Source organism: Phenylobacterium sp., from assembly GCF_024508875.1.
Taxonomy (GTDB): Bacteria; Pseudomonadota; Alphaproteobacteria; order Caulobacterales; family Caulobacteraceae; genus Phenylobacterium.
The window spans coordinates 32,163-48,333 of record NZ_JANINU010000064.1; the positions used below are offsets into that span (position 1 = coordinate 32,163).

Genomic DNA, 16,171 nt, shown 5'->3' on the forward strand with positions numbered 1-16,171 from the left:
GACGCACCCCACCCTGAAGGCCACGGTCAGCCCCTGCCGGCCTCTGGAGCTTGGTCAAGGATTGGGCGCGACCCGCGCCCCAACCGCCCCAGCGGCGGCCCGCCAGGGCCGTCCTTGAGGAAGCGGAAGAGGCTGGCATGCTGCGGTGGGGCCGCAGGTGATGGTCGGTGCTGGCGCTAGGAGGGCACGCTGGGTTCGGGTCCAGAAGCTGACCATCCGCGCGGCGCGGCTAGGACGTGAGCGCGTAGCGACGTTCGCGATCGTGGAAAGCCGATTCTCCGCCTTCGAGGATGCGGCACACCTTTGCTCGAATACCGTTACCCGGTCGGTCGTCCTCAAGAGGACCCGCATCGTAGGTGATCGCCGGGAGGCCGTTCGCTTGGCGCCCACATGTGGCGACGATTACCTGCTCCGCGTCAGTGTTAACCACTAGATTCGGGTTATGGGTAATGAGAATGATCTGCCGCCGCCGCTTCGCGGTGCGGAAGTAGTGCACGAGGAGATCGTAGATCGACTCGCTATCCAAGTTCTCCTCGGGTTGATCGATGATAAGTGGTCGGCTGTCGTCTGTATCCATGCCAAGATACAAGATTAATAGAACAATCCCCTTGGTCCCCGGCGATAGTTTTTCCAGTTCCGTCGCATTGTAGCGAAGACCATACGTCAACTCGATGTGCCCAGTCGAAAACAGCCAATCTAAGACATCGACAACCGTGGCGCCTGTGCGGAGCGCCGCCTTACCGTCCAGAAACGCAGCGTTGAAGGGCTCGATGAACTTGCCTAGCGCGTCAGCGATTTTCTCAGGATCGCCGGAGCGCCAAGCAGGAGCAAGTTCGTCGCCAATAGCGGCCTTCAGATCGCCAGCCGGTGTGCCGCGGCGCTGGTCGAACAAGGCATCGCCGGTGGCGATCCATGCCGCTGTATTGACATCCCAACGGATGTAGAATTCGAGGCTCTGTTCCTGTTTGCGGCTTGTCTGGAGCCGCTGTCGGATGGGGCCATACAAGGCCTCTAAAATCGCCTGTTCTTGGCGCAGGCTTTCGAAATAGGTCTTGTAGGCGTCCATGCGCTCATCTGGTAGGGCGCGACGCCGGGTCAGTTCAGGTCCCTCAATGCGAGCGATTTCCTCGACGAGGCGTACTGCTTCAACGTCTATGGCGGCCAGCCGCTTCTGGATGGCGTCGATCCGTTCCCTCATCGCACGATCTGCAGTGAGCTGACCGTTCAATCTATTGATCTCGGCTTCGACGGCGGCGATTGTCTCCGGCGCGGGAGCGTCAGGATCACCCTGGCGAGCGCGGATGTCTTCATTGATGCTACGTTCGAGAGCAGCCAGGGGCCGCTCTGCGTCGCCCGTGAACTTGGGCTCGAAGAGCTGTTGGGCTTCTTCGTTCAGGCCAAGCTCCTGCAGCTTAGGGGTGATCGAGGTGTAGAACTGCCGCATGTCGCGGGAGAATCCAGCGACTGCGGCCCGAACATCACCGATCTTGACTAGGCGTTGCTTGCTGCCACCCGCGACGGCCTGCAGAGTGGAGAGCTTGGCCCGCGCCGCCGCCATAGCCTCTTGGATTTTGGCGTCCTCCGCATTGATTGCGGCAGGCATTTGCAGCTTGAGGCTTCCGGCCTCGGCTTGAAGGGTCGCGACACGGGCCTTCAACTCGCCAAGCTTTCCAAAGCGCGCTCGAAGCCGGTCGCCCTCCCGGATCAACTGCTGCACACGAGTGACGATTCGTTCCCTCTCCGCACGCAATGCTCTGGTCTTAATCGAGCGAAGTTCATTGAAGTCAGTGGCATTCAGGGTTTCGGTCGGGTCGAGCGCCGCGAAAACGACTGCTTCGACCTCCTTCACGAGATCAGCGCCGACATGATCTTCCGCGCACAAGCGCTCGACGAACCGTTGCGAGAGATACCGAACTGCGTCCCCTCTATAAGGCCCATCACCGATCCGATGTGCCTTCTGTTGTCCGTCTGCCCAGGTCAGCGTGACGCTGAGATTGTCGAGGTGGCGCTCAACCTTACTGAGGAAGGAGGCATCTTTGGCCGGAGCCGCGCTGCCGGCAGCGGCGCTGATAAGTTCGGCGAGGGCTGATTTCCCGGAGCCCTTCTGGCCTATGACCGCGACTATACCGGGATTGAGCGGCAAGACCATCGACTCGAACCATCCGCTCGGATCACGGATGGTGACACTGTCGATCACCCTGCTGAGGTCATGCATGTCGGGCGGCGCGACGCCGATATAGACGCGGTCAGCTGGCTCGAAGAGGACTTGCCGGAGCCCCTCAAATGTCGTGTCCGCCTTGATCCAGCAAAATCTATCCTGATCAGGCTTAAATAGCCGAGCCAGTTCATGCGCATCCGACCCATGAACGCAGGGCTTGACTCCTCCGACTCTTTTCAATTCAGCTTCGGAGTTCTTGTCTAGACCGAGGTAGAAATCTCGGTCCTTCGGGTTTCCCGAGAAGATCAGCTGCGAGGCGCGGATGATCTCTTCGCGAAGCGCGCCAAATCCATCATCGAGCGGCAGTCCACTGACGCCATCGGTTCCGCTGTTAGAGACTGCGAGGAGGCTGTGACCTGCCAACCAATGTTCCTCGCGGTACCACTTGTGGAGTGTCTCGAAGGAAACCTTGAATTGGCCGATGCCATGGCGTTCGGCCGCTCCAGCGTCTGTGATCGACTGATCATGCGCTCGGCCGAGCTCCCTCAAATCTTCGGGCACACAGCCATATGGCTTGCGATTGTAGGTGAAGGTCAGGCGCCGGAGTGCTTCGAGGATCTGGCGTTCGTGATCCGGCTGGGTGGGATCCACTAGGACGTGCAGGTTGATGGCGCGGCCCTTGACGGTCTCCGGTGTCGCGCGGAACTCGATATTCGGGATCAAGAGCTCAACGTTAGCGAGCCGTCCACTCGCCTTTTCCCGCCGCATTCGCGAATAGTTAGAGATCGACATGTAGTCGGTCACGCCGATGACGGTGACGTCTGTCTGCCCCTCAATCGCGCCCAGGTAGCCATCCCAATCGCCTTTGAAGCGATCTGCCATCGCTGTGCCGGGCGTATGGACGTGCAAGTCCCAACGTCGCCACTCAGAACCGCGCTTCAGCAAGCCCCACCCTCGACCCACGCTTTAGCAATAGCTTGGTTCAACCATTTGCTGAAATCTAGATCGCTTCCGACGTATACATGGCGGCCCCGAGCAGGCGCTTCCAACGTCATCTCAGATTCAGCCCCCCCCCCCCCACCCCCCCCCCCCCCCCCCCCGCCGCCACAACCGCCCCAACTCTCGCGGGAGAGACTCCTCCACCGCCACCCGGCGCCGGAGGGGAGCCGAAGGCGCAACCGCCCCGGAAACGCTCAGGCAAAAGGACCGCGACGGGCTGATGAACGCTGGAAAGTTCCCGTCCTAGCTCACGGAGCGACGACAGGACGCCGAAGGAGCAGAGGGCCGCCGACCACCGGCGCACCCGAAATCTCTCAGGCTCAAGGGACAGCGGGGGCGCGTGACGTCAGGGCGAACCCCTGCCGCGCGCCGGATCGTCACCCGGAGTCTCCCCATGGCCGACCAGGCCACCGACACCCTCAAGACCACCCCGCTCACCGAGGCGCACATCGCGCTGGGCGCCCGCATGGTCCCGTTCGCCGGCTACACCATGCCCGTCCAGTACCCGATGGGCGTGATGCAGGAGCACCTCTGGACCCGCGAGCACGCCGGCCTGTTCGACGTCTCCCACATGGGCCAGGCCCGCCTGCGCGGCGTGTCGCCCCTGTCGGCCTTCGAGGAGGTGGTCCCCGGCGACTTCATCGGCCTGAAGCCCGGCAAGCAGAAGTATTCCGTCCTGCTGAACCACAAGGGCGGCATCATCGACGACCTGATGGCCGGCCGTCCTGATGACGACGGCCTGTTCGTGGTGGTCAACGGGGCCTGCAAGGACAACGACTTCAAGGTCATCGACGACGAGCTGGCCGGCCAGGTCACCATCGAGCGCCTGGAGGACCGGGCGCTGATGGCGATCCAGGGGCCGGAGGCCGCGGCCGTCGTCCAGACGCACGTCCCCGCCGCCGCCGACATGGTGTTCATGGACATCCGGTCCATGCCCGGCTTCGGGACCGACCTCATCATCTCCCGCTCGGGCTACACCGGCGAGGACGGCTACGAGATCTCGGTCCCGGCGTCCGAGGCGGTGCGCGTCTGGAACCTGCTGCTGGAAGACGAGCGCGTCCGCCCCATCGGCCTGGGCGCCCGCGATTCCCTGCGCCTGGAGGCCGGCCTGCCGCTCTACGGCCACGACCTGGACGAGACGGTCTCGCCGGTCGAGGCGGGGCTCACCTTCGCCATCAACAAGAACCGGCGCGAACAGCGCGACTTCCCGGGCGCGGCGCGGATCGTCAAGGAACTCGGCGAAGGCGCCCCCCGCGCCAAGGTCTGCCTGCGGGTGCTGGAAGGCGCCCCGGCCCGCGAGGGCGCCGAGGTGGCCGACGAGGCCGGCAACGTGATCGGCGTCGTCACTTCGGGCGGCCACTCCCCCTGCCTCAAGGCCGGCATCGCCCTGGCCTTCGTGCCCCCGGCCTTCAAGGCGGTCGGCACGAAGCTGAAGGTCATCGTCCGCGGCAAGCCCCAGTCCGCCGAAGTCGTCGCCTCCCCCTTCGTCCCCCACCGCTACGTGCGCAAGGCGTGACCATGGCTGGCGCTCATGGCGCGTCAGCGCCGATTCCATTTGTCCACGAACCACACGAACCACACGAACAAGGAAGCCTGCGGCCGCGCCGCGGCCGGTCGCGTGACCCGTTCGTGTGGTTCGTGTGGTTCGTGGACGATCTAAACAGCGCCTGCAGCGCGCATCGACTCTAGCGGAGACCTCCAATGCGCTTCACCAAGGATCACGAGTGGGTCGTCCTGAACGGCGACGTGGCCACCATCGGCATCACCGCCCACGCGGCCGAACAGCTCGGCGACGTGGTGTTCGTCGAGACGCCCGAGGCCGGCAAGCAGGTGAAGGCCGGCGACGCCTTCGCCGTGGTCGAGAGCGTCAAGGCCGCCTCCGACGTCTACGCCCCGATCTCGGGCGAGGTGGTCGAGGGCAACTCGATCCTGGGCGACGCGCCCGAGACCGTGAACGCCGACCCCGAGAACGGCGGCTGGTTCGCCAAGATCAAGGTCGCCGACCCCGCCCAGTACGAAGCCCTCATGGACCGCGACGCCTACGAAGCCTTCCTGGCGACGCAGTAAGGCGCGCAGCGCCAGTGAATTCGTCCACGAACCACACGAACCACACGAACGCGTTTCCCACCCGTCTTCGGCCTCGCCGCTCGCAAGGCCCGTTCGTGTCGTTCGTGTGGTTCGTGGACAAACAAAATAGCGCCTGCGGCGCGCACCGAGTGACCGGATAGCCCATGCGATACCTCCCCCTCACCTCCGACGACCGCGCGCAGATGCTGGGCGTGATCGGCGCGCCCGACGTGGACGCGCTGTTCGCCGACGTGCCCAGGGCCGCGCGCCTGCCCGGCCCGGTGGACCTGCCGGCCCATGCCGGCGAACTGGAGGTGGAGCGTGAGCTGACCGCCCTCTCGGCCATGAACCGCGCCGCCGGCGCCGGGCCGTTCTTCTGCGGCGCGGGCGCCTATCGCCACCACGTGCCGGCGACGGTGGACCACATCATCCAGCGGTCCGAGTTCCTCACCAGCTACACGCCCTACCAGCCCGAGATCGCCCAGGGCACGCTGCAGGTGCTGTTCGAGTTCCAGACCCAGGTCGCCGCCCTGACCGGCCTCGAGGTGGCCAACGCCTCGATGTACGACGGCTCTACGGCGTGCGCCGAAGCCGTGATGATGGCCCAGCGGGTGACGCGCCGCGAGAAGGCCATCCTCTCCGGCGGGCTGCACCCGCACTACGCGGCCACCACCCAGACCATCGCCCACGCCGAGGGCATGGAGATCGTGCGCCAGACCGCGGCGATCGACGCCGAGGCCGCGGTCATCGACGCCATCGACGAGCACACCGCCTGCGTCGTGGTCCAGACGCCCAACGTCTTCGGCGTCGTCACCGACGTGACGAAGATCGCCGAGGCGGCCCATGCCAAGGGCGCCCTGCTGATCGTGGTGACGACCGAGGCCGTGTCGTTCGGCCTCTTGAAGTCGCCCGGCGAGATGGGCGCCGACATCGCCGTCGCCGAGGGCCAGTCGATCGGCAACGCCCTGAACTACGGCGGCCCCTACGTCGGCCTCTTCGCCTGCCGCGAGAAGCTGATGCGCCAGATGCCGGGCCGCCTCTGCGGCGAGACCGTCGACGCCGACGGCCGCCGCGGCTACGTGCTGACCCTGTCGACCCGCGAGCAGCACATCCGCCGCGAGAAGGCGACGTCCAACATCTGCACCAACTCGGGCCTCTGCGCCCTGGCCTTCACCATCCACATGACCCTGCTGGGCGGGACGGGCCTGGCTGAGCTCGCCAAGATCAACCACGCCAAGGCGCGCGAGCTGAAGGCCGCCGTGGACGGCGCGGGGCTGGAGGTGCTGACGCCCCGGTTCTTCAATGAGATCGCCGTGCGCGTGAAGGGTTCGGCCGCCGCCCTGGTGGAGGCCCTGGCCGCCCAGGGCATCCTCGCCGGCGTCCCCTACTCACGCCTCGACCCGCACGCCGGCCTGGACGACGTCCTGCTGCTCTGCGCCACCGAGACCACCACCTCCGAAGACATCGCCGCGCTCGCCGCCGCCCTGAAGGCCGCCTGACCATGACCATGCAGACCATTGGCCGCCCCACCCGCCCCGAGGGCTCCACCGAGGCCGCCGGCTTCCAGTCGCTGACCGGGGGCCGCGGCCTCCTCCAGGACGAGCCGCTGATCTTCGAACTAGGCGGCTGGACCAAGACCGGCGTCGACCTACCCGAGGTCGCCGAGGACGCCTCGGACCTCGCCGGCCTGACCCGCGCCGGCGTCGACCTGCCCGGCCTCTCCGAGCCCGAGGCCATGCGCCACTACGTGCGCCTCAGCCAGAAGAACCACGCCATCGACCTGGCGCTCTATCCGCTGGGCTCGTGCACCATGAAGCACAACCCGCGCCTGAACGAGAAGGCCGCCCGCCTGGCCGGCTTCGCCGACCTGCACCCCCTGGCCCCCGTCTCGACCACCCAGGGCGCCCTGGCCCTGATGGATCGTCTGGCCCACTGGCTGAAGACCCTGACCGGCATGCCCGCCGTCGCGCTCTCGCCCAAGGCCGGCGCCCACGGCGAGCTCTGCGGCCTGCTCTGCATCAAGGCCGCCCACGAGGCCGCCGGCCAGGGCCATCGCCGCACCGTCCTGGTCCCCACCTCGGCCCACGGCACCAACCCGGCCACCGCCGCCTTTGTCGGCTACTCGGTCCAGGAAATCGCCCAGACCGAAGACGGCCGCGTCGACCTCGCCGACCTCGAGGCCAAGCTCGGCCCCGACGTCGCCGCTATCATGGTCACCAACCCCAACACCTGCGGACTATTCGAACGCGACATCATCGAAATATCCAAGCTTACGCACGCCGCCGGTGCTTATTTCTACTGTGACGGCGCCAACTTCAACGCCATCGTCGGCCGCGTCCGCCCCGGGGATCTTGGCGTCGACGCGATGCACATCAACCTGCACAAGACCTTCTCCACGCCCCACGGCGGCGGTGGTCCGGGCGCGGGTCCAGTCGTGCTGTCCGCGGCCCTCGCCCCGTTCGCGCCGGCCCCCTGGGTGGTCGGTGGGGCGAACGGCTTGCAACTCGTCGAGGAAGCCGCGGGCGACGCCGCCCAGGCCTTCGGCCGCATGAGCGCCTTCCACGGCCAGATGGGCATGTTCGTACGCGCCTACGCCTACATGCGCAGCCACGGCTCGGACGGCCTGCGCCAGGTGGCCGAGGACGCGGTGCTGAACGCCAACTACATCAAGGCGCGCCTGTCCGACGTCATGACCCCGGCCTTTCCGGACGGCCCCTGCATGCACGAGGCCCTGTTCGACGACGCGTGGCTGGACGGCACGGGCGTGACCACCCTCGACTTCGCCAAGGCGATGATCGACGAGGGCTTCCATCCAATGACCATGTATTTCCCGCTGGTGGTCCATGGCGCGATGCTGATCGAGCCAACCGAGACCGAATCCAAACGCGAACTGGATCGCTTCTGCGACGCCCTGCGCGCTTTGGCCGCGGCCGCCAAGGGGAACGACAAGGACCGGTTCAAGGGCGCCCCGCACCTCGCCCCGCTGCGCCGTCTGGACGAGACCCTCGCCGCGCGGAAGCCAAGGCTGACGTGGCGGGCCGATTCGTCGGCAAGCTAAGCCATGGGATTTGCACGAGATCCTGTGCCGATCTGTGACAGTCCTGCATCCGAGTGTGGCGCCAGCGCCATAGCCGGAACAATAGGGGCCCGTTAGCAAAATTTAACGGCACGGCGTCTTTACGATTCTCCGGTACGTACGCATATGAGGATTGTGACGGCGGAACCTCCCCGCTTCGCCGCGCGCCCCCCAGGACTACCCAAGTGACTTTCGCCATGCCCTCTTTGCGCGTCTACCGCGCCACGGACGATCTCGCGCGCGAGATTGCCGGCCGCATCAAGCGGTTCGGGCTGGTGCTGGTTGGCTTCGCCATCATCATCGCGGGCATCGCGATCGCGCCCCTGCCGGGGCCCGGTGGGATCCCCGTGATCGTGGTCGGCCTGATGGTGGTGCTGAAGAACTCGTTCAAGGCGCGCCGCCAATTCGTCCGCCTGCACCGGGCGCATCCGAAGATGCTGTACCCGATCCGCCGCCTGCTGCGGCGCGATCCGGAGTTTGTGGCGCTGTTCTATCACCAGACGCTGCGGGTCGAGCGGATCCTGCTGCCGCGCCGCGTCCGCTTCGTGAAGCCGCTTCGCCGCCGGTTCCGCCGCGCGGCCGTCAGCGCCTGATCTTCAGCCCGAACTAGGCTCCGTTTACCCGGAATCTCGCAGCCCGCTCTCGCCTTCGGCGAGTGGTCCGGCCTTCGCTCGCCGCTGTATGGGAAGCCGGCTAGCCTGCCCGGCCGGACGGGGCCCCCGGGAAGGAGGTGCGCCCACGAACCCCACAATGCCGACGGACGTCTCGGGTTGCGACGCATCTCCCCAGGCGGAGCGTCGCGGAGCTGTTCGTGTGATTGTGGGATTCGTGGGCGGCTCGCAGACGCGTGGCGTTCCCCAACGCCGCGCATCCGGACGGGCCGCACGCGTGAGCGCGGCCCGATCTCTGGACCTACTGCAGCTTGCTCGCCATCTGGCCGATCGCCTTGTCGATCAGCGGGTCGGACTTGGCGCCGGCGAGGCGCTGCCCCAGGACCTCTTCGGTCGCGCGGGCGGCCAGGTCGATGGCCGCGGCCCGCACCTGGGCGGCCGCCTCGGCTTCCGCCGCCTCGATCCGGCGTTCAGCCAGACGGGCGCGCAGAGCGAGCTCTTCTTCCAGCTTGACCTTGGTGTCCTCGGCGAGGCGCTTGGCATGTTCCTGGGCGCTCTCGAGGACAGCCTTGGCCTGGGCCTCGGCCGCCGCGCTCTGGCGCTGGATGTCTGCCAGCAGGGCCTCGGCCTCGGCGCGGATGCGCGCGGCCTCATCGAGGTCGGCGCGGATCTTGTCAGCCTTGGCGTCGAGCGCCCCCGCGGCGGTCTTGAACGCCCCGGCCATCCAGAGGATGCCGAGGAAGACGATCAGGCCGACGCCGACCCACAGTTCGGGGTTGGCGAGGCTCCAGAACTCGGCTTCGAAAAAGGCGGGCATCGCTTATCCCTGGCTCTTCACGGCGGTGGCGACGGCCGCCCGAGGAGCCTTGGCTCCCGTCAGCTTTTCCAGCATGGCCTCCGCGGTATCGGTCGCCACGGCGGCAAGCTGGCCCATGGCGGCGTCGCGGGCGGCGCGGATGCGGCCTTCCGCTTCCGCCTGGCGGGCCGACAGTTCGGTCTCCAACGCGGCCTTGCGCTCGGCCATCTCGGCGGCGGCCTTGGCGCTCGCCTCGGCGGCGGTGCGCTGGGCAACCGCACGGGCGTCGGCCAGGGCGCGCTTGGCGGCCTCGGCGCGGCTGTCGGCCTCGGCCTGCACGGCCTTGGCGCTGCTGATCGCGTCCGCGATCGTCGCCGCGCGCTCGTCCAGGACGCGGCGCATGCGCGGGACGAACACCTTCGCCATCAGCACATACAGGGCAACGAACAGGATCAGCATGTAGCCGATCTGGCCGCCCCAATGCTGGAACTGGAACTGCGGCAGGCCCGCGCTGTGCTCAGCGCCGGTGGTCGCCCCGTGCGCCTCGGCGCCCGCCGACGCGGTGTCGGCGGTGGGGACGACCGAAGGGCTGGTCGCGGACTCGGTCTCTACGGCCATTAAAGGGCTCCGAAGTCAGAAGAGTGCGCGGGCGGACCCGCGCCGGCGTCCTTGGCGGATCAGCCGTACTTCAGCAGGATGCCCAGCACGAAGGCCAGAATGCCGAGGGCTTCGGCCAGCGCCGCGCCGACGAACAGGTTGCCGATCTGGCTGGCGGCGGCCGACGGGTTGCGCAGGGCGCCCGACAGGAAGTTGCCGAAGATGTTGCCGACGCCGATGCCGGCGCCGATCATGCCGAGGGTCGCGAGGCCGGCGCCGATTTGCTTAGCCGCTTCGATTTCCATGAGTCTGTTCTCGTCCTAGTGGTGAGTCTGTAAGGCGGATCAGTGACCGTGGCCCAGGTTGACCACGTCGTTGATGTAGATGCAGGTCAGCACCGCGAACACGAAGGCCTGCAGGAACGCGACTAGGCATTCCAGGGCCGTCAGCGCGACGACCATGCTGAGCGAGAGGGCCGCGCCCGGGATGCCGAAGAGGCCCAGGCCGCCGCTGGCGGCCATGGCGCCCAGGGCGACGACGAAGCCGGCGAACACCTTCAGCGCCACGTGGCCGCCAAGCATGTTGCCGAAGAGACGAAGGGCCAGGGTGATCGGGCGCAGCAGGAACGAGACGAACTCGATTAGCACGATCACCGGCAGCAGCACGATCGGCACGCCCGAGGGCACGAACAGCTTGAAGAAGCCCGGGCCGTTGCGGATGAAGCCCACGACGATCACGAGCAGGATGGTCATCAGGCCGAGCGTCGCGGTGATCGCGAGCTGCGAGGTCACCGTGAAGGTCAGCATCAGGCCGAGGACGTTCATCGCCAAGATGAACATGAAGAGCGTGAAGACGAACGGGAAGAACTTGCGGCCTTCGTGCCCGATGATGGACTCGGCCAGGTTGTCGATCATCCCGAAGAGGGTCTCGCCCACGGCCTGAAGTCGGCCCGGCACGACCTGCATCTTCGAGGTGGCCAGCGTCAGGAAGCCCACCACCGCCACGAAGGCGAGGGTCATGGCCAGATGCGAATTGGTGAACGCCAGTTCGGTGCGTCCGAACACCGGCAGGTTCACGACGCCGAAGTCGACGAGCTTTTCGATCTGGAACTGATGGATCGGGTCGTTCGCGGCCATCGGCCCTAAGGCTCCTCGTCGTCGTCGAACGGAACCGCCGGCGGCGGTTCCGCATCCCTTTTCGCCAGCGCCATCAGGCGGTTGGCCGTGCGCCGCGCCATCCAGATCGACAGGGCAAATCCGAGCAGGACTCCCCCAATCAACCCCCACGGCGTGGTGTTGAAAACGCGATCAACGATGAACCCCGCGGCCAATCCCACCAGCACCCCGCCGATGAGCTCGGCGATGATGCGATAGGCCTGGCTTACGGCCTGCTCACCGGCATGCGACGTCCCCGGACGCTCGGTCCGAGCTCCCAGGGCGACCGCTCGTTCGCCGAGGCGGCGGATCGCCTCTTCGCGTGCGTCGTCACCAGGAGCCATGAAAGTGCAATGCGTTGTTCGGGAAAGCGACTGCCCCCCCGCTTGATCGCGGCGGAACCTATAGACGCGACGCTCATGCGTCAAGGCTGGGCAGCCATGTGTATCCAATTGTTTTTGTTGATAATTCCAACATAAGGGCAAACCGTCACGGTCGCACCGCCACAACATCGGCGTTTATTGGGCGGCCATGGCCTCGGCTTGCCTAAGGTCAACCGACACCAGTTGCGACACGCCCCGCTCGGCCATGGTCACACCGAACAGCCGGTCCGTCCGCGCCATGGTCACCGGGTTGTGGGTGATGACGATGAAGCGCGTCTCGGTGCGGCGGCACATCTCGTCGACCATGTTGCAGAAGCGGTCGACGTTGGCGTCGTCGAGGGGCGCGTCCACTTCGTCCAGCACGCAGATCGGCGCGGGCTGGGCCAGGAACACGGCGAAGATCAGCGCGGAGGCGGTCAGGGCCTGCTCGCCCCCGCTCATCAGGCTCATGCTGGCCAGCCGCTTGCCCGGCGGACAGGCGTAGATTTCCAGCCCCGCCTCCAACGGGTCGTCCGATTCGACCAGTCGCAGTTCGGCCTGGCCGCCGTTGAACAGCGCCGAGAACAGCGTCTTGAAGTGGTCGTTGATGATCCCGAACGCGGCGGTCAGACGTTCGCGACCCTCGTGGTTCAGTTCGTCGATGCCCTGCCGCAACCGCGCGATCGCGCCGGTCAGGTCGGCGCGCTCGACGTTCATGGTCTCCAGGCGCGCGGCCAGCTCCTGCGCCTCCTCCTCGGCCCGCAGGTTCACCGCGCCGATACCCTCGCGCTGACGTTCCAGGTTGAAGAGGTGGGCCTCCATGCCGTCGGCGTCCTGCGGGATCGCCACGGCCTCATCGGCCAGCTTCCGTCCCAGGTCCTCGGGCTCCATCCGCGACGCCTCGCGGATGTTGTCGGCCACTTCCTTGAGGCGCTCGACAGCCGCTTCGGAGTGGGCCGACAGGCTGGCGCGCACCTCGCGGGCCTCCGACGCCGCCGCCTCGCTGGCCCGCAGACCGCGGTCGGCCTCGGCCCGCTCGTGCTCGGCGGCGGCCAGGGCGTCCGAGGTCTTCGCCCGGCGGGCCTCTGCGGCCGCCAGTTCGTCCAGCAGCGCGGTCTTGCGGCTCTCCAGCGTCGAGGGCGCGTCCTGGGCGGCGACCAGCGCGGCGTGGGCCTTGGCCCGGGCCTCCTCCAGTTGCGCCACCCGCTTCGCCGCCGCGCCCGAGCGCCGGATCCAGTCGTCGTGTTCACGGCTCAGGTTTTCCAGCCGCCGCGCACGCCCATCGCGCTCGCGGACCTCCAGATCATAGGCGGATCGCGCCTGAGCCGCCGCCTCACGGGCCGGCCCCGCCGCCGCGCGGGCCGCCGCCAGCCGATCGGCCACGTCGCCGGCCTCTCCGTCGCCGCCGGCCTCGGCCGTCACAGCGGCGAGTTGCGCCTCGTGTTCGGCGTGCTCGGCCTCGAAGCGTCCGATCAGGTCGTCCAGCGAGCCGGCCTTGGCTTCCTTCAGCGCGGCCTCGCGCTCGAAGCGCTCCAACGCCGTCCGGGCCTGCGCCGCGCGCTGCTCCAGAGCCGACGGCCCGCGCCGCGCCAGGCGCAGGGCCTCGTCGGCCGCGCGCACCCGGTTCATCGCCGCGGTCGCGGCCTCGCGCGCGGCCTTGGCGCGCGGCTCGATCTTCTCGATCTCGGCTTCGACCTCGGCCAGCCGGGTCTTCTGCTCCAGGCGCACAGCCGCTGGCTTCGGCGCCTCGGCCCGCGCGGTGAACCCGTCCCAGCGCCAGAGGTCGCCCTCACGCGACACCAGCCGGGCTCCGACCGGGAGCAGCTTCTGCAGGCGGTCGCCGTCGGCACGATCCACCACCGCGACGTAGGCCAGGCGCGCCGCCAGCGCCGCGGGAACCTTCACCAGGGGGGCGAGGGGACTCGCGCCTTCGGGCCAGGCCGGCGCAGAGGCTTCACCCCCACTCCAGTGCGCGGGCGCGGCCTTGTCGAGCGAAGCGTCCAGGTCGTCGCCGAACGCCGCCGCCAGCGCCTTCTCGTAGCCTGGGTCGGGCGCGACGGAATCCAGCGCCGGGACGAACCCGCCGCGCTTGGCCTGGGCCACCAGCGCGGCCAGGGCGCGCGCTTCGGCGGTGTAGCGGCCAAGCTGTTCCTCCAGCTTGCGCGCCGCGTCCCGTGCGACGCCCTCCGCCTCGTTGGCCTTGGCGCGTTCGTCCTCGGCGGCGTCCAGGGCGGCACGCGCGGCGGCCAGTGCGGCTTCCGCGGCGTCGAGGGCGCCCCTCGCCTCTGCGGCCTGCGGGTTGAGGATCGGCCCCAGCGCCTGGCGTTCCTGCTTCGCCTGGTCCAGCGCGCGGCGCGTACGGGCGAGGCGGCCCTGGGCTTCCTCGACGCGCGCCCGCGCGGCGCGGCGCTGGGCTTCCTGCGCCGCCAGTTCGCCCGCCAGCCGCTCGACCTCGGCGTCCGCGGCCGCGCGGGCGGCCTCGGCGGCGCGAGCAGCCTCCTCCAGCTCAGGCCCGCGCTCGGGCGCGGCGGCGATCTGGTCCTGCAGCGCCTGCAGGTCCTCGGCCAGCCGCCGCAGCGCGACCTCGGCGTCCTCAGTGATGTGCGCCTCGCGCGCCCGGTCGGCGTCGATTCGCTCCAGGTCGCCGGTCAGGCGCGCCAGCTCGGCGGCGTGCGCCTCCTCCTCCCGCTCCAGCCGGTCCTTGTCGATGGCCAGCTTGTGCAGAATGGCGGCGGCGATGGTCTCGGCCTCGCGTAGCGGCTTCAGCGCCGCCTCGGCTTCCGCAGCCCGGCTCGTCGCCGCCGCCGCGGCGCGAGCGGTCTCCTCGACGGCGCGGATCGCGGCCTGGGCCTCGGCCACCAGCCGGCCGGCGGCCTCCTTGGCTTGCGCCCATTTGGCGTAGAGCACAGCGCCCTGCAGGGCCCGGATCTCGGCCGACAGCTTCTTGTAGCGCTCGGCCTGGCGCGCCTCGCGCTTCAGCCGATTGAGGTTCGCCTCCAGCTCCTGGGCGACGTCGTCCAGGCGGGTGAGGTTCGTCTCGGCCGCCTTCAGCCGCAGCTCGGCCTCGTGCCGCCGGGAGTGGAGACCCGAGACGCCGGCAGCCTCTTCCAGGATCAGGCGGCGGTTCTGCGGCTTGGCGGCGATCAGCTCCGAGATCTGGCCCTGGCGCACCAGAGCCGGCGAGCTCGCGCCGGTGGAGGCATCCGCGAAGAGAAGCTGGACGTCACGCGCCCGCACCTCCCGGCCGTTGATCTTGTAGGTCGAGCCCGCGCCGCGATCGATCCGGCGCACCACCTCGATCACCGGATGGTCGTTGAAGGCCGGCGGCGCGCGGCGCTCGGAATTGTCGATGGTGAGCGAGACCTCGGCGTGGTTGCGTCCCGGCCGGTTGGCGGCGCCCGCGAAGATCACGTCGTCCATCCCGCCGGCGCGCATGGCCTTGGCGGAATTGGCGCCCATAACCCAGCGCAGGGCTTCCAGCAGGTTCGACTTCCCGCAGCCGTTCGGCCCGACGATGCCCGTGAGTCCAGGTTCGATCCGAAATTCGGTCGGATCGACGAAGGACTTGAAGCCCGCGAGCCTGAGCCGCTGAAAGTGCACCTCTGCTAGCGCCTCCCGCCTTTGGCCGCCTTGGCGACGGCTGCGTCCAGGTCTGCCAGCGTCGGCACCTCCTGGTTCGGCAACTGGACGCCGTTGACGAAGAACGTGGGCGTGCCCGTCACCTTGTCGGTCCCGGTCGCGTATTCCAGGCGCCTGCCCAGCGCATCCTGGGCCTTCTCGTCCGTGATGCAGGCCTCGAACTGGGCTTCGGTCAGGCCATTCTTCTTGGCGATCTCCAGGAAGATCGGCTTGATGTTGCCCTGCTGCCAGCGGGACTGGCTGTCGAAGACCTCGTCGACGATTTTGAAATAGCTGGCGGCGTCGCCCTTGCAGCGGGCCATCAGGAAGCCTGCCGCCGCCACTTGGGCCGGGGCGGTCAGCAGTTCGCGGATCGTGAAATAGACCCGGCCGGTGTCGACGTACTTGGCCTTGAACGCCGGCCAGACCTCGGCGTGGAAGTGCGCGCAGTGGGGGCAGCTCAGCGACAGGTATTCCACGACGTGGACCGGCGCCTTGGGATTGCCGACGCCCATGTCCCCGGGCGCGGCCGGGGCGGCCGGGGCCGCGCCGACCGCCGGCTCGGCCGAGCAGGCGGCGGCCGCGGCGGCGGCGCTCACGATGGCGAGCCGGCGGGTCAGCAGGGTCACGCTACTTGCCCGCGCTGGCGACCGCGGCCTCCAGTTCCTGAAGGGTGATCTCACCTTCCTTCAGCTTCTTGCCGTTGATGAAGAAGGTCGGCGTCGAGGTGATG

General features: G+C 68.1%; 13 protein-coding genes and 1 riboswitch. Of the genes, 5 read left to right on the plus strand and 8 right to left on the minus strand.

What is annotated here, in order from left to right; genetic code table 11:
* Positions 1 to 229 precede the first annotated feature (229 nt).
* Positions 230 to 3,103, minus strand: coding sequence for a TrlF family AAA-like ATPase (locus tag Q0L11_RS06140; RefSeq protein ID WP_296596081.1), 2,874 nt, complete (start codon positions 3,101 to 3,103; stop codon positions 230 to 232).
* A 170-nt stretch (positions 3,104 to 3,273) separates the two neighbouring features.
* Positions 3,274 to 3,377, plus strand: a riboswitch (glycine riboswitch).
* A 174-nt stretch (positions 3,378 to 3,551) separates the two neighbouring features.
* Here Q0L11_RS06140 and gcvT point away from each other — a divergent pair.
* The 5 genes from gcvT to Q0L11_RS06165 all read left to right on the plus strand — a co-directional run bounded on the left by gcvT (position 3,552) and on the right by Q0L11_RS06165 (position 8,893).
* Positions 3,552 to 4,673: a glycine cleavage system aminomethyltransferase GcvT gene (gcvT, locus tag Q0L11_RS06145; protein ID WP_296596082.1), complete on the plus strand. Its 1,122-nt coding sequence runs from the start codon at positions 3,552 to 3,554 to the stop codon at positions 4,671 to 4,673.
* 185 nt (positions 4,674 to 4,858) lie between these two features.
* Positions 4,859 to 5,224 (plus strand): glycine cleavage system protein GcvH, encoded by a 366-nt coding sequence (gcvH, locus tag Q0L11_RS06150; protein WP_296596083.1) that lies wholly within the window; start codon positions 4,859 to 4,861, stop codon positions 5,222 to 5,224.
* 164 nt (positions 5,225 to 5,388) lie between these two features.
* Positions 5,389 to 6,723 carry an aminomethyl-transferring glycine dehydrogenase subunit GcvPA gene (gene gcvPA, locus Q0L11_RS06155; protein WP_296596085.1) on the plus strand — a complete coding sequence of 445 codons (1,335 nt, stop codon included), beginning with the start codon at positions 5,389 to 5,391 and terminating at the stop codon, positions 6,721 to 6,723.
* Positions 6,724 to 6,725: 2 nt separating this feature from the next.
* On the plus strand, positions 6,726 to 8,282 hold the full coding sequence (gcvPB, locus tag Q0L11_RS06160; protein ID WP_296596086.1) for an aminomethyl-transferring glycine dehydrogenase subunit GcvPB: 1,557 nt from the start codon (positions 6,726 to 6,728) through the stop codon (positions 8,280 to 8,282).
* A gap of 215 nt (positions 8,283 to 8,497) precedes the next feature.
* Complete coding sequence (locus Q0L11_RS06165; protein ID WP_296596087.1) at positions 8,498 to 8,893, plus strand: PGPGW domain-containing protein; 396 nt, start codon at positions 8,498 to 8,500, stop codon at positions 8,891 to 8,893.
* Between the two features lie 319 nt (positions 8,894 to 9,212).
* Here Q0L11_RS06165 and Q0L11_RS06170 read toward each other — a convergent pair whose 3' ends face one another.
* The 7 genes from Q0L11_RS06170 to Q0L11_RS06200 form a co-directional block, all read right to left on the minus strand.
* The gene (locus tag Q0L11_RS06170) at positions 9,213 to 9,728 is read right to left on the minus strand and encodes an ATP F0F1 synthase subunit B (RefSeq protein WP_296596088.1); all 516 of its coding nucleotides are present in this window, start codon (positions 9,726 to 9,728) and stop codon (positions 9,213 to 9,215) included.
* A gap of 3 nt (positions 9,729 to 9,731) precedes the next feature.
* Positions 9,732 to 10,325, minus strand: a complete 594-nt coding sequence (locus Q0L11_RS06175; protein WP_296596089.1) for a hypothetical protein — start codon at positions 10,323 to 10,325, stop codon at positions 9,732 to 9,734.
* Positions 10,326 to 10,384: 59 nt separating this feature from the next.
* Positions 10,385 to 10,609 carry a F0F1 ATP synthase subunit C gene (locus tag Q0L11_RS06180; protein ID WP_296596090.1) on the minus strand — a complete coding sequence of 75 codons (225 nt, stop codon included), beginning with the start codon at positions 10,607 to 10,609 and terminating at the stop codon, positions 10,385 to 10,387.
* A gap of 39 nt (positions 10,610 to 10,648) precedes the next feature.
* On the minus strand, positions 10,649 to 11,440 hold the full coding sequence (locus Q0L11_RS06185; protein ID WP_296596091.1) for a F0F1 ATP synthase subunit A: 792 nt from the start codon (positions 11,438 to 11,440) through the stop codon (positions 10,649 to 10,651).
* 5 nt (positions 11,441 to 11,445) lie between these two features.
* Entirely contained in the window at positions 11,446 to 11,802 is a 357-nt protein-coding gene (locus Q0L11_RS06190; protein ID WP_296596092.1) for an AtpZ/AtpI family protein, read from the minus strand.
* 174 nt (positions 11,803 to 11,976) lie between these two features.
* The gene (gene smc / locus Q0L11_RS06195) at positions 11,977 to 15,420 is read right to left on the minus strand and encodes a chromosome segregation protein SMC (protein ID WP_296596093.1); all 3,444 of its coding nucleotides are present in this window, start codon (positions 15,418 to 15,420) and stop codon (positions 11,977 to 11,979) included.
* Between the two features lie 5 nt (positions 15,421 to 15,425).
* Positions 15,426 to 16,067 (minus strand): DsbA family protein, encoded by a 642-nt coding sequence (locus Q0L11_RS06200; protein ID WP_296596094.1) that lies wholly within the window; start codon positions 16,065 to 16,067, stop codon positions 15,426 to 15,428.
* Positions 16,068 to 16,171: the final 104 nt, after the last annotated feature.

Excerpts from the sequence above, each read along its gene's own strand:
- gcvT (WP_296596082.1), top strand. The coding sequence starts at position 3,552 with ATGGCCGACCAGGCCACCGACACCCTCAAGACCACCCCGCTCACCGAG.
- gcvH (WP_296596083.1), top strand. The coding sequence starts at position 4,859 with ATGCGCTTCACCAAGGATCACGAGTGGGTCGTCCTGAACGGCGACGTG.
- gcvPA (WP_296596085.1), top strand. The coding sequence starts at position 5,389 with ATGCGATACCTCCCCCTCACCTCCGACGACCGCGCGCAGATGCTGGGC.
- gcvPB (WP_296596086.1), top strand. The coding sequence starts at position 6,726 with ATGACCATGCAGACCATTGGCCGCCCCACCCGCCCCGAGGGCTCCACC.
- Q0L11_RS06165 (WP_296596087.1), top strand. The coding sequence starts at position 8,498 with ATGCCCTCTTTGCGCGTCTACCGCGCCACGGACGATCTCGCGCGCGAG.
- Q0L11_RS06170 (WP_296596088.1), bottom strand. The coding sequence starts at position 9,728 with ATGCCCGCCTTTTTCGAAGCCGAGTTCTGGAGCCTCGCCAACCCCGAA.
- Q0L11_RS06175 (WP_296596089.1), bottom strand. The coding sequence starts at position 10,325 with ATGGCCGTAGAGACCGAGTCCGCGACCAGCCCTTCGGTCGTCCCCACC.
- Q0L11_RS06180 (WP_296596090.1), bottom strand. The coding sequence starts at position 10,609 with ATGGAAATCGAAGCGGCTAAGCAAATCGGCGCCGGCCTCGCGACCCTC.
- Q0L11_RS06185 (WP_296596091.1), bottom strand. The coding sequence starts at position 11,440 with ATGGCCGCGAACGACCCGATCCATCAGTTCCAGATCGAAAAGCTCGTC.
- Q0L11_RS06190 (WP_296596092.1), bottom strand. The coding sequence starts at position 11,802 with ATGGCTCCTGGTGACGACGCACGCGAAGAGGCGATCCGCCGCCTCGGC.